This window comes from Neobacillus sp. DFD-2R (assembly GCF_057747865.1).
Window position 1 is genome coordinate 3,983,835 of record NZ_CM173228.1, and the last position, 13,814, is coordinate 3,997,648.

Here is a 13,814-nt window from a genome sequence, read left to right on the forward strand (position 1 = left end):
CTCTTAACTTAAAACCATTCGATATCGGTGATCGTTCTTTCTATTTCTGGAAACGAGTCGATAAATTTAAGTGCATTTTGCAATTCCTTCTCAGTTGAAACCCGGGTAGAGGTTACGACCGCAATAGCAATTGTGGTTCTCTGCCACACATCTTGGTGATCTGTTTCTGACACGGATACGTTAAACTTTTGTTTTAATCGAGTTAGGATTCGCTGCAAAACAGCACGTTTTTCTTTTAAAGAATGGGCATCATAGATAATACATTCACAAACGGCCGAGCCGATGATCATTTACGCTCCACTTCTTCCATTACGAAGGCCTCAATGATATCTCCTTCTTTAACATCATTAAAGTTTTTAATCGTAACTCCACATTCATAACCTTGTGCGACTTCTTTAGCATCATCTTTAAAACGTTTTAAGGCATCGATTTGTCCTTCAAAAATAACAACACCGTTGCGAATTAAACGAATGCCGCTATCACGGGTAATTTTCCCGTCAGTAACATATGAACCGGCAATGGTACCAACTTTTGAAACCTTGAAGGTTTGACGGATTTCAGCCTGACCGATAATTTTCTCTTCAAATTCAGGGTCAAGCATCCCTTTCATTGCCGCCTCAATTTCTTCGATTACCTTGTAAATAATTCGGTGTAGTCGAACATCAACTTTTTCAGCTTCAGCAGCACGCTTCGCATTAACATCCGGGCGAACGTTAAAGCCGATCACAATGGCATTAGACGCAGCCGCAAGACTGATATCTGATTCATTGATCGCCCCTGCACCACTATGAATAATTTTGATGTTAACACCCTGAACGTCTATTTTTTGCAATGAAGCGGCAACAGCTTCTGCTGACCCTTGAACATCTGCTTTTAAGATGATGTTTAAGTCCTTCATTTCACCTTGCTTCAATTGATCAAATAAGGTTTCCAGACTGACAATGGATTTTTCACCGCGTTGGGCTACCAATGCTTGTTGTGCACGGGCCTCTCCAACTTGACGAGCCGTTTTTTCATCTTCAAATACTACAAATCGGTCACCGGCCTGCGGAACATCACTAAGACCTGTTATTTCAACCGGAGTTGATGGACCCGCTTCTTTTACACGGCGTCCTTTGTCATTGACCATCGCACGGACACGGCCAAATGTATTGCCGACAACAATTGGGTCACCGATTTTTAAGGTACCGTTTTGAACAAGTAAAGTTGCCACAGATCCGCGGCCTTTATCTAATTGTGCTTCAATAACAGTTCCTACAGCATTTCTATTTGGGTTCGCTTTATATTCTTCAACTTCACTGACAAGAAGAATCATTTCAAGAAGGTTGTCAATTCCTTCCCCTGTTTTCGCAGATAGTGGAACAAAGATTGTATCCCCGCCCCAGGCTTCAGATACCAAGCCATGTTCGGTAAGTTCTTGCATAACACGATCCGCATTTGCAGCTTCTTTATCCATTTTATTAACGGCAACTATAATTGGTACTTCTGCAGCTTTTGCATGATTGATTGCTTCTACGGTTTGAGGCATAACACCGTCATCAGCCGCAACGACAAGAATGGTAATATCGGTAATCTTAGCTCCTCGTGCACGCATTGTCGTGAAAGCAGCATGTCCGGGAGTATCAAGGAAAGTAATTTTTTTACCGTTTTCCATTACTTGATAGGCACCAATATGCTGTGTAATACCACCGGCTTCACCTTCTGTTACTTTCGTATTACGAATTGAGTCGAGCAAGGTTGTCTTCCCGTGGTCAACATGTCCCATAATCGTTACTACTGATGGTCTTTCAACAAGATTTTCAGCTTCATCTTCTGTGAAATACACCTCAAGGTCAGTTGTATCTACTTTAATTTCTTCCTCAACCTCAACACCGTATTCACCGGCAATCAACTCAATCGCATCTTTATCTAATACTTGGTTAATTGTAGCCATTACACCAAGTAAGAAAAGCTTTTTGATAATTTCAGAAGGTTCACGGTAAAGCTTTTTAGCAAGCTCGGCAACTGTTAAAGATTCACTAAATGTGATTTTTGCAGGAAGCTCCCGTTCTTTTTTCTTCTGCGGCTGTGCTTGCTGAACCGGTGTATGATGATTCTTCTTTTTATTATTATTATTATTATTGCGATTTTGATTATTATTAAATGGTTTTTTATTACCTTTTCCTGAATTGAAGACTTTATTTTCTTTTGATTGATATTCCTGATTTTGCTTTTTGCCTTCAATTGTTTTTGGAGGAGAGACTACTTTCACCTTGCTAGGTGCAACAATTTTATCATCGTCATCCTCAAATGCTTTTGGAGTCGTTTTAACCTGAACTTGTGGTTTTTTGCCTTGAGTTGGCACCGAAGAACTTTGGTTTTGGCGATTCTGTTGCTGTGGTTTTGCCTGTTTCTGTTGTGTACTGTCTTCTTTTTTATTATAGGTTGCGTCAAGCTTTACGATATCTGCATCTTCGATTGTTGCCATATGGTTAGAAACCTCTATATTCATTTCTTTTAATTTTGTAATAACGTCCTTACTGGAAATGTTGTGTTTCTTTGCGTATTCATAAACACGTATTTTACTCATTTTTTCACCCCCGCTAAATTTAATCGAGCAACGTTACCAGTTTTTTTGCAAATCCATCATCTAATACAGCTACAACAACACGGGCTTCTTTGCCAATTGCTTGGCCCAGAAGGTGGCGGTCTTCCACAATTTTAAATGGAATTTCATACGATTTACATTTATCTGTAATTTTTTTTGTCGTATTTGCAGATGCATCTGCCGATAATAAAATGAGCTTTGCTTTCCCGCTTTGAATCTGCTTTACGGTAAGCTCCTCACCCGATATAATTTTCCGTGCTCGATTGGCCAAGCCAAGCAATGACATCCATTGATTTGATTTCATTAGGATTGTCGGTTCTCCTTCTCTATTAACTCTAGTAGTTCTTCATACAATGAATCATTTATAGAAACCTGTAAATGATTAGATAAGGTATTTTTTTTCTTGGCTTGAAGGACAGCTTCCTTGTCCTTTGAAAGGTATGCACCTCTACCGGATTTCTTCCCCGTTAGGTCGATGGATACATCCCCCTCTTTAGAGCGAACGATGCGAACGAGTTCTTTTTTCGGCTTCATTTCACCGGTTGCTACACACTTACGCATAGGAACTTTTTTACGAGTGTTCACGATCATTCACCTCACTTTTTAATCCAATTCTTCTTCATATTCAAAATCAGTTTCAACTTGATCGTCAAAAAGTCTTATCGTTTCTTCACGTGGATAAATTCCCAATTCACGTGCTTCCGTTTCCGATTTAATATCGATTTTCCAGCCTGTTAATTTAGCTGCCAGACGTGCGTTTTGTCCACGTTTACCAATAGCCAGGGATAATTGATAGTCAGGTACTACAACGGTTGTTGCTTTGTCGGCTTCATTTACCATTACATCTAAAACCTTCGAGGGACTAAGAGAGTTAGCAACAAACACGACTGGGTCGTCTGACCATTTTACAATATCAATTTTTTCCCCTTTTAATTCATTAACTACAGCTTGTACCCTGGTTCCTTTTGGACCAACACACGATCCAACGGGGTCAACCTCAAGGTTTTCTGAATGTACAGAGATTTTTGAACGGTCACCTGCCTCGCGGGCTACCGATTTAATTTCAACTGTTCCATCATAAATTTCAGGTACTTCAATTTCAAACAGCCTTTTCAAAAGTCCCGGATGTGTACGTGATACAAAAATTTGCGGACCTTTAGTTGTTTTTTCAACTTTTGTAATAAATACTTTGATTCGGTCATGCGGCTTATATCGCTCATTGGGCATTTGCTCGTTAACAGGAAGTAAGGCTTCAATTTTCCCAAGACTTACATAAATAAATTTCGCATCAAGTCTTTGAACAATACCTGTCATAATATCTTCTTCACGGTCGATAAATTCCGAATAAATGATTCCTCTTTCAGCTTCTCTTACTCTTTGGGTAACCACTTGTTTAGCAGTCTGTGCAGCAATTCTACCGAAGTCTTTCGGGGTTACTTCCATCTCAACTACATCTTCTACTTGATAGTTGGGGTTGATATGTCTGGCATCTTCCAAAGATATTTCAAGCCGTGGGTCAAAAACCTGATCTACTACTTCTTTTCTCGCAAATACTCTCATTGACCCTGATTGTAAATTTAAATCAATTCGAACATTCTGGGCCTGATTGAAATTACGGCGATAGGCCGAAATAAGTGCTGCCTCGATCGCTTCAATTAAAACATCCCTGGATATCCCTTTTTCTCTTTCCAGTATTGTAAGAGCATCTAATAATTCGCTGCTCATCTGATTGTATCCCCCTAATCTTTTTTCAATTTATTCTTCTATTACGAAAAAATAACTGCAAGTCGTGCATTGGCTACCTTTTCATATGGAATCTCAATAGCTTTCTTCCGGGTTTTTATCGTAACCTCAATTTTTAGCTGCCCGCCATCAAATTCCAGCAATGTCCCTTCGAAACTTTTTTCACCATTAATTGGCTCATAGGTTTTGATAAAAACATTTTTACCGATTGCCTTTTCAAAATCCTTGTCTTTTTTTAATGGACGCTCTGCACCGGGAGAGGACACTTCTAGAAAATAATTATGGGGAATCGGGTCAACGGAATCGAGTTTTTCACTGAGTCGTTCACTGACAAGTCCGCAATCCTCAATATCAACGCCGCTGTCTTTATCGATATATACGCGTAGAAACCAGCTTTTTCCTTCTTTAAGGTATTCAATTTCCACCAATTCCAAACCTAGTTCCTGGATAATTGGTGCTGCCAGCTCTTCTACTACTTCCGTTACTTTGCTCATACTTAACCTCCTTTACCGATTTTTTACCCATATTATATGTAGTTCACGGAAAGTTTAAATAGTTTACTCCTGCAAAAAAAGTTGGACACAAAAACGAAAGAGCGGGTTTCCCCACTCTTAATCACGAGAGTATTTCTTAGTATTTCCAATAAAACTATACCATAACCAACAATTATATGCAAACCCGGTAAAGGGTTATCAACGTTCTTCCGAGTTAGAAAAGTGAAAGCTGATTTTGCTCCGGCAGTGCCTCAAGGCATCCCTGTTTATCTAAATATTCAAGGATTGTTTTCGATACCTTTCCTCGCTGCTGCAGATCTTCTTTTGACAAAAATTCCCCTTCTTCCCTTGCTTTTACAATACTTAAAGCAACGTTGCTTCCAAGGCCGGGAATTGAATTAAATGGCGGAATTAATGAATCACCATCAATAATAAACTCTGATGCAGATGATTTATATAAATCAATTTTTTTGAATGAAAAGCCTCTTTCCGTCATTTCAAGGGCAAGTTCGAGAACAGTTAGCAGGTTTTTCTCTTTGTTAGAGGCTTCGAGTCCCTTGGCATTAATTTCTTCTATTTTGGCACGTATTGCCTCTGATCCGCGTGACATTGCTTCGATATCAAAATCTTCTGCACGGACAGTAAAATACGCTGCATAGTATAAAAGCGGTAAATGAACTTTAAAATAGGCAATCCGAACCGCCATTAAAACATATGCGGCTGCGTGTGCTTTCGGGAACATGTATTTAATTTTTTTACATGAATCAATATACCATTCGGGTACTTCGTTTTTCCTCATTTCAGCTTCCATTTCTTCACTTAATCCTTTTCCCTTACGGACCGATTCCATAATTTTAAACGCGAAGGAAGGGTCCAGCCCCTGATAAATTAGGTAAACCATGATATCGTCACGACAGCCAATTACTTCGCTTAGGTTGCAGATTTGGTTGTGGATTAATTCTTGCGCATTTCCAAGCCATACGTCAGTACCGTGAGACAAACCGGAGATCTGTACAAGTTCAGAAAATGTTGTTGGTTTGGTGTCCTCAAGCATCTGACGGACAAACCTTGTACCGAATTCAGGGATACCGAGTGTTCCTGTTTTACACATGATTTGCTGTTCTGTTACACCAAGAGATTCTGTTCCACTAAAGATTTTCATTACTTCAGGATCATCGGTTGGAATTGTTTTTGGGTCCATCCCGCTTAGGTCCTGAAGCATCCTTATTACGGTCGGGTCGTCATGCCCAAGAATATCCAGCTTTAACACGTTATCGTGAATGGAATGGAAATCAAAATGGGTTGTCTTCCATTCAGAATTTTTATCATCGGCGGGGAACTGAATCGGTGAAAAGTCATAAACATCCATGTAATCAGGAATTACGATAATCCCACCGGGGTGCTGGCCAGTTGTTCTTTTTACACCCGTACACCCTGAAGCAAGCCGCTCGATTTCTGCTCCGCGTAATTGAAGATTATTATCCTGCTGATAGGCTTTCACATATCCAAATGCAGTCTTATCAGCAACGGTTCCAATCGTTCCTGCACGGTATACATATTCCTCACCAAAAAGGACCTTTGTATAGTTATGGGCACGCGGCTGATATTCACCGGAAAAGTTTAAATCGATATCGGGAACCTTATCCCCTTTAAAGCCAAGGAAGGTTTCAAATGGTATATCGTGTCCATCCTTCTTGTATTTGCCGCCACACTGCGGACAGTCTTTATCAGGTAAATCAAATCCTGAGCCAACTGAGCCATCATTAAAAAACTCAGAATGCTTACAGGTTGGGCACACATAATGAGGCGGCAACGGATTTACTTCTGTAATCTCAGTCATCGTAGCAACAAAAGAAGAGCCGACAGACCCCCGCGATCCAACTAGGTATCCATCATCCAATGATTTTTTCACGAGTTTATGTGAAATCAAATAAATTACAGCAAAACCATGCCCAATAATACTTTTCAATTCTTTTTCGAGACGAGCCTCAACAATTTCCGGCAGAGAATCTCCGTAGATTTTGCGTGCCATTGAATAACTCATCTCACGCATTTCTTCCTCGGCACCTTCAATCTTCGGTGTATATAAATCGTCTTTTATCGGTTTAATGACGTCAATCATATCAGCAATTTTATTGGTGTTTGTGACAACAATTTCCTTTGCTTTTTCCGCACCAAGGAAAGCGAATGCATCAAGCATTTCATTGGTTGTTCGAAAATGGACATCCGGCAATTCATGACGGTTCAGCGGATTTGCCCCGCCTTGAGAGTTGATTAAAATCTTCCGGTAAATTTTGTCGTTTTCATTTAAATAATGGACATTTCCTGTTGCCACAACGGGAAGACCGAGCTTATCTCCAAGCTTAACGATATTCCCAATAATTTCTTCCAGTGCTTTTTCATTCTTTACAAGTTCCATTTCAATCAATGGTGCATACACTTGTTTTGGCATAACCTCGAGATAATCATAAAAACGGGCAGATGCTTCTACTTCCTCAGGGGATTTTTGCATCATTCCTTCAAAGACCTCACCTTTATTACAAGCGGATCCAACAAGGATTCCCTCTCTGTACTTTTGGAGGACGGTTCTAGGTATTCTCGGTACCCTGTAAAAATAATTAATGTGTGCAATAGATACAAGCTTAAATAAGTTCTTTAATCCCGTTTCGTTTTGAGCCATGAGTGTACAATGATACGGTCTTGCCCGCTGGAATGCATTGCCTTTACCCATGTTATCGTTAAATTGATCATGGTATTCTATTCCTTTTTCAAGGGCATCCTTTAACATTTTCATCAATAAATATCCAGTTGCCTCTGCATCATATATGGCACGGTGATGTTGTGTTAATTCAATATCAAACTTCTTTGCCAAAGTATTCAATCGATGGTTTTTCAGCTCGGGATAGAGAAAACGCCCGAGCTCAAGTGTATCAATGACAGGGTTTTTCGCCTTGTCAAATCCGATTTTCTTATATCCGACATTTAGGAAACCCATATCAAAAGAAGCGTTATGGGCGACGAGGACTGCGTCAGCGACCCAATCAGAAAACTTTCGTAGTACTTCTTCGACTTCGGGGGCCGTTTCAACCATTTCATCAGTAATTCCCGTAAGGTTAATGGTCGTTGCCGATAAGCGGTGATGCGGGTTTGCGAATGACTCAAAACGGTCAATGATTTCCCCTTCTCTCACCTTAACAGCCGCAAGCTCGATGATTGTATCATATACTGCTGAGAGCCCTGTGGTTTCCACGTCAAACACAACAAACGTATCTTCTGCGAGTAACCGGTGTGCGTCATTATATGCAATTGGTACACCATCATCAACAAGATTAGCTTCTACACCATAAAGGATTTTAATATCATTTTTTTTCCCTGCACCATATGCTTCCGGGAATGATTGGGCTACGGCATGGTCAGTTACAGCAATCGCTTTGTGGCCCCATTTTTTTGCTTGGGCGATTAATGCACTTACAGGTGTAACGGCATCCATTTGGCTCATCGGTGTATGAAGATGAAGCTCAACACGTTTTTCGTTTTCTCCTGCAGTATCTTTACGACTAGCCGGTTTGATTTCATTAATATCATTTCCAATCATAACCAAGTCACGTACGAAGGTATCATTTTGGATACTGCCGCGAACCTTTACCCACATTCCTTTTTTCACGTGTTGAAACAATGCTGCATCCTCTTTATCTCTGGAGAACATTTTTACCATAATTGAGCTAGTATAGTCTGTCACTTTAAAGGTTAGTAGCGTCCGGCCGCTGCGTAATTCTCTAGTTTCGGCAGCAAAGATAAAGCCCTCAACTGTAACACGTCTTTCTTCATCTATTATATCAATCATGCTGCGTAAATCACTATCATCCTTGATTGTAAGACCAATAGAGAGAGGCCCTTGGGGTACATCCCCGGCTGCTTGGTCTTTTTCGGCTTCTTTCTTCTGAATCTCCAACATGGCTTGAAGTCCGCGCTCTTGATCTTCTTTTTGTTTTGCGAGTAAAAATTGTTGATAATCATCATTCTTTTCTTCAGTTTGCAACTCCGTCTCAATTGTTAAGGCAGGGAACCCGAATGATTGATAGATAGTCACAATGGTTCCTGCATATTTACGTTTTAATGCCAGCCCTTCTGTTTCATTTCTAACTGATAAGGTTAGCTTATTTCCATGAACAGCAGGAATTTGTTCATTTAGCAGTTTCAAGAGCGGCGGAGCGATGCCATCAATTTGCTGAACACAATGATTCCAGTATTCTAATAATAATTCTTGTGAAAAGCTTTGCTCTGTCACTTGAATTTCATATGAAATTCTAGCAATATTTGAAAATTCTCTTTCTAATTGTGTAGTAAAACGGATAAAAATATTGAAAGGCAGAATTTTTTCAAGTAAAAATTGAAAATGCCACTTTCGAGCTTTCTTTTCTACCAATAGCCTTTCAATTTGTGCATTTGGAAAATGTGCTACTACAGCATCCTCGTTCAGTTTCAGCTGCTGGAGCAAGAGTAGGAATCGCTCTTTTTTGCCTGGGGCATGTTCGCTCATCGTTCTCTCTCCCATCTATATTAATTCAGTTATCTTCTTCTATATCAAAAAATAATTATACCATATGATACATGATGATTCGGGTTTATTCGACAGAAAACTTCAACCAATTTATATCTAGGATCTATGCCTTCCGCTTCAATCAACATAGTGAGCAAAATCAACAATAAGCTTTAACATAGCCTATATTTAATAAATTGAAAAGGAACTGCATGAGCAGTCCCTCTTGTAATTAAAGTGTTTGAATGATTGACGTTATTTTCTCCAAAAGTTCATTCTGATGGACTTCGAACATTTCACCGGTTTTACGAATTTTCAATTCAACAATACCATCTGATGCTTTTTTACCAACGGTGATCCGTAAGGGAAGACCAATTAAGTCTGAGTCAGCAAATTTTACTCCCGGTCTTTCCTTGCGATCATCTAACAACACCTCAAAACGATTTTTGGATAAATCTTTATAAAGCGTTTCTGCAAGTTCTACCTGTACCTGATCCTTCATATTTACGGCAATTATATGAAGATGATATGGTGCAATATTAGCTGGCCAAATAAAACCATTCTCATCGTTGTATTGTTCCGCAACAGCAGCGACTGTCCTTGATACACCAATACCATAACAGCCCATAATCATTGACTGTGACTTTCCATTTTCGTCTAAATAAAGGGCATTCATTGCCTCACTATAGCGGGTACCAAGCTTGAAGACATGTCCAACCTCAATTCCTTTTGCAAACTTGATGGTTCCCTCACCGTCCGGCGAAGAATCCCCCTCTTGGATAAAACGTAAATCCTCATATTTGTTTATTGTAAAATCACGCTCGGGGTTCACATTAATATAATGGTAATGCTCTTCATTTGCCCCGCAAACACCATTCACAATTGCTTTAACTGCAAAATCCGCAACTACTTCAATATTATTTACACCGATCGGTCCTAGAGACCCAACTGAACATCCTAATATTTCATTTGTTTTTTCAGGGCTGGCCAATTCCACTGCACCGGCTTCAAATAGATTTTTTAGTTTAATATCATTTACTTCATGGTCACCGCGAACCAATACCAACACAAACTTATCGTCTACTTGAAATACAAGTGTTTTTATACATTTTTCAGCTTTCACTTTTAAAAATTCCGATACTTCTGCAATTGTTTTTTGGTTCTTCGTTTCTACCTTTTCTAATTCTTTTAGTGCTTCCTCACTCTTAGAATATGCGGCATTTACTGGTGCCATTTCGATATTGGCGGCATAATTGGAGGAATCAGAATAGGCAATGGTATCTTCACCGACATCAGATAATACCATAAATTCATGTGTATCCTTCCCACCCATCGCTCCTGAATCTGCGATTACTGCCCGGAAATTCAATCCGCAGCGGGTAAATACATTTGTGTAAGCAGTAAATAGCTTTTGATACACTTCATCAAGACTTTCATGGGAGGTATGAAAGGAGTAGGCATCCTTCATAACAAATTCCCTTCCACGTAATAAGCCAAAACGAGGTCGCTTTTCATCACGGAATTTAGTCTGAATTTGATATAAAGTAAGCGGTAATCTTTTATATGATTTTACTTCATCCCGTACTAGACTGGTTATCACCTCTTCATGTGTCGCACCAAGAGCGAAGTCTCGCTCATGCCGGTCCTTAACCCTCATTAATTCAGGACCATATGTATACCACCGGCCTGATTCCTGCCATAATTCCGCCTGTTGTAGTGCCGGCATTAAAAGTTCAACTGCACCCGCTTGATCCATCTCTTCACGGACAATTGTCTCGACCTTTTGAAGAACCCTCTTACCAAGCGGCATATAGCTATATACACCACTGGCATTTTGCCGGATAAATCCGGCTTTTAGTAATAATTGATGACTTCTTACTTCTGCATCTGCAGGAATTTCCCGTAGAGTAGGAATTAGCGTTTGGCTTTGTTTCATATAAGGCACCTCTTGAATTTATGATTATTTCTTGAACAAATAGATACCCCTGTTAAAATTAACAGGGGTACTGAAAACGAAAAGATAAAATCTTAAAGGAAGAACCTTTGAATGTCATTCCAGGTTACAACAAGCATCAGCAACATAAGGAGAGCGAATCCAATAAAGTGGACCATCCCTTCCTTTTGACGGTCAATTGGTTTGCCTCTTACAGCCTCAACAGCAAAAAACATTAGCCTTCCACCGTCAAGTGCAGGAATCGGCAATAAATTCATAATTCCCAGGTTAATGCTCAAAATCGCAGCCCATTTCATCAAATAATAAATACCTGATTTGGCAACTGTATCTGTGGAAACATAGATTCCAACCGGACCAGAAAGCATATTAATAGAAAATTGACCGGTAACCAATTTACCAAGCATGACAAAAATCTGCTTTGTCCAAAAATACGTTTCTGTAAATCCTGAAGAAATAGCTTGAACAGGTGATTTCTCGACAGGACTATATACCCCAATAATCCCCATCTTTTTTCCATCCACCGTTTTTTCGATTGGGGTGACCGTTATCGCTTTATCTTTTCCATCCCTGCTAATTGAAAAATTAAGTTTTTGATTTGGATTTTTTCTGATGATTTCCACTACATCAGACCAACTGGAAATTTCTGAACCATTTATACTTTGAACAATATCACCTTTTTGCAGACCTGCAGCTTTGGCAGCACCATCAGGAGTGATTTCGCCCAATTTGGGGTCATTCGTTTGAACTCCTTGAAGTAATGCAATAATTATAAACACCACAAATGCAAGAACAAAGTTCATCATGGGACCTGCAAAAATCGCCATCGCTCTTTGTGCTAATGTTTTTGAGCCAAATTGGCGATCAATTGGGGCAATTTGTGATTCAATTCCATTTTCAACAATAACAGCTTTCGGATTGATTAAGAAAGTTTTTAAGCTGTCTTCTTCGTCCTCGGGAAATCCTTTAATCAACAAATCCCTCTCAATGTCCGCATGCTCTACTTCTACAATCCGACAATTAGGATATTTTTCTTTATTATTTAAAATAATTTTTTTTACTTTATCCTCTTTATCAAATAAAAGTCCAATCCGATGCCCGGGCTTGATTTCAATCATTTCCGGATCTTCGCCAGCCATGCGGACAAATCCGCCGATTGGCAATAAACGGATGGTGTATGTTGTTTCTCCCTTTTTATGAGAAAATACTTTGGGACCAAATCCAATGGCAAATTCACGACATAAAATTCCTGCCCTTTTTGCAAATACAAAGTGACCTAATTCATGAAAGAAGACGAGTGCGCCAAAAATCACAATAAAGGCAATAACTGTAGTCAATAATAAAACCACCTTTTTTATAGAAGTGAATGTACAAACTGTCTCGTTTCTTTGTCTACTTCTTGAATCACGGCTAAACTTGGGTAACCAATTGTTTGATGACTACTTAATGCTTTCTCAATTAATTCTTCAATCTGTAAGAAACGAATTTTCCCTTTTAAAAATGCTGCAACTGCGACCTCATTCGCAGCATTCAAAACAGTCGGCAAGGTTCCACCTATTTTACCTGCTTCGTATGCAAAACGCAGACAGCGGAACCGTTCAACATCCATTTCCTGAAAATGAAGTTTTCCAACGTTCGCTAAATCCAATCTTTTTGATGAAGGAAGTGGCAATCGATCGGGGTATGTGAGTGCATATTGGATCGGCACTCTCATATCAGGCGTTCCGAGTTGGGCTATGATGCTGCTATCATGAAATTCAATCATGGAATGAATGATGCTTTCTTTATGGAGTAAAACATCAATTTTTTCATATGGCATGTCAAAAAGCCAGTGGGCCTCAATGACCTCCAAACCTTTATTCATCATTGTTGCCGAATCGATTGTGATTTTAGCACCCATCGACCAATTTGGATGGTTGAGTGCTTCTTTAACGGTAACATTTTCAAGCTCTTGGCGGGTTCGATCACGAAAGCTTCCGCCTGAAGCGGTAATAATTAATCTTTCAATATTTTTCTCTTTTTCCCCTTGCAATGCCTGAAAAATAGCGGAATGTTCACTGTCAACCGGAAGTAAGGGAACCTTGTTTCTTTTTACAGCTTCCATAACTAAATGACCCGCGGTAACAAGTGTCTCTTTATTGGCAATGGCGATTATTTTTCCACTCTCAATTGCTTGAAGAGTTGGGTGTAAACCGACACTTCCTAGGACTGCATTTACCAGGATATCTGATTTGTCATAAACGGCAACATCGATTAAGCCTTCTACACCAAATGTAAATTTTATATTGGGATATTCAGCTTTTAATGTTACACAGTCTTGTTGATCTTGTACAGAAACTAGCTCAGGCTTAAATTCAACAATCATTTTTCTTGCTAATTCAATGTTTTTTCCTACTGACATCGCGGCTAAGTTAAATTCTGTTGGATGTGTTCTAAGAATATCTAACGTCTGGGTGCCAATTGAGCCTGTAGCCCCCAATAAACTAATTGTTTTCACTA

The 13,814-nt window shown here is 39.5% G+C and carries 10 protein-coding genes; all 10 read right to left on the reverse strand.

The genetic code is table 11. The features are described 5' to 3' along the window. Window positions 1-8: 8 nt before the first annotated feature. Window positions 9-290: a DUF503 domain-containing protein gene (locus tag AC3ANV_RS19865; protein WP_488310398.1), complete on the reverse strand. Its 282-nt coding sequence runs from the start codon at window positions 288-290 to the stop codon at window positions 9-11. Continuing rightward, window positions 287-2,569, reverse strand: a complete 2,283-nt coding sequence (infB, locus tag AC3ANV_RS19870) for a translation initiation factor IF-2 (protein WP_488310399.1) — start codon at window positions 2,567-2,569, stop codon at window positions 287-289. Before infB ends, AC3ANV_RS19865 begins: the two co-directional genes overlap by 4 nt. A gap of 19 nt (window positions 2,570-2,588) precedes the next feature. Then, window positions 2,589-2,891 (reverse strand): YlxQ family RNA-binding protein, encoded by a 303-nt coding sequence (locus AC3ANV_RS19875; protein ID WP_307406557.1) that lies wholly within the window; start codon window positions 2,889-2,891, stop codon window positions 2,589-2,591. Next, the gene (gene rnpM / locus AC3ANV_RS19880; RefSeq protein WP_488310400.1) at window positions 2,891-3,172 is read right to left on the reverse strand and encodes an RNase P modulator RnpM; all 282 of its coding nucleotides are present in this window, start codon (window positions 3,170-3,172) and stop codon (window positions 2,891-2,893) included. Before rnpM ends, AC3ANV_RS19875 begins: the two co-directional genes overlap by 1 nt. Window positions 3,173-3,190: 18 nt before the next feature. Continuing rightward, window positions 3,191-4,312 (reverse strand): transcription termination factor NusA, encoded by a 1,122-nt coding sequence (gene nusA / locus AC3ANV_RS19885; protein WP_488310401.1) that lies wholly within the window; start codon window positions 4,310-4,312, stop codon window positions 3,191-3,193. Window positions 4,313-4,353: 41 nt separating this feature from the next. Further along, complete coding sequence (rimP, locus tag AC3ANV_RS19890) at window positions 4,354-4,824, reverse strand: ribosome maturation factor RimP (RefSeq protein ID WP_488310402.1); 471 nt, start codon at window positions 4,822-4,824, stop codon at window positions 4,354-4,356. A 214-nt stretch (window positions 4,825-5,038) separates the two neighbouring features. Continuing rightward, on the reverse strand, window positions 5,039-9,364 hold the full coding sequence (locus AC3ANV_RS19895; protein ID WP_488310403.1) for a PolC-type DNA polymerase III: 4,326 nt from the start codon (window positions 9,362-9,364) through the stop codon (window positions 5,039-5,041). Window positions 9,365-9,596: 232 nt separating this feature from the next. Continuing rightward, window positions 9,597-11,300 (reverse strand): proline--tRNA ligase, encoded by a 1,704-nt coding sequence (locus tag AC3ANV_RS19900; RefSeq protein ID WP_488310404.1) that lies wholly within the window; start codon window positions 11,298-11,300, stop codon window positions 9,597-9,599. 92 nt (window positions 11,301-11,392) lie between these two features. Next, window positions 11,393-12,652: an RIP metalloprotease RseP gene (gene rseP / locus AC3ANV_RS19905; RefSeq protein WP_488310405.1), complete on the reverse strand. Its 1,260-nt coding sequence runs from the start codon at window positions 12,650-12,652 to the stop codon at window positions 11,393-11,395. A 17-nt stretch (window positions 12,653-12,669) separates the two neighbouring features. Beyond that, window positions 12,670-13,812: a 1-deoxy-D-xylulose-5-phosphate reductoisomerase gene (dxr, locus tag AC3ANV_RS19910; protein WP_488310406.1), complete on the reverse strand. Its 1,143-nt coding sequence runs from the start codon at window positions 13,810-13,812 to the stop codon at window positions 12,670-12,672. Between the last annotated feature and the right edge of the window lie 2 nt (window positions 13,813-13,814).

Bases quoted from the DNA above. Each gene is read 5' to 3' on its own strand.
- AC3ANV_RS19865 (WP_488310398.1), bottom strand. From the start codon at position 290: ATGATCATCGGCTCGGCCGTTTGTGAATGTATTATCTATGATGCCCAT.
- infB (WP_488310399.1), bottom strand. From the start codon at position 2,569: ATGAGTAAAATACGTGTTTATGAATACGCAAAGAAACACAACATTTCC.
- AC3ANV_RS19875 (WP_307406557.1), bottom strand. From the start codon at position 2,891: ATGAAATCAAATCAATGGATGTCATTGCTTGGCTTGGCCAATCGAGCA.
- nusA (WP_488310401.1), bottom strand. From the start codon at position 4,312: ATGAGCAGCGAATTATTAGATGCTCTTACAATACTGGAAAGAGAAAAA.
- rimP (WP_488310402.1), bottom strand. From the start codon at position 4,824: ATGAGCAAAGTAACGGAAGTAGTAGAAGAGCTGGCAGCACCAATTATC.
- AC3ANV_RS19895 (WP_488310403.1), bottom strand. From the start codon at position 9,364: ATGAGCGAACATGCCCCAGGCAAAAAAGAGCGATTCCTACTCTTGCTC.
- AC3ANV_RS19900 (WP_488310404.1), bottom strand. From the start codon at position 11,300: ATGAAACAAAGCCAAACGCTAATTCCTACTCTACGGGAAATTCCTGCA.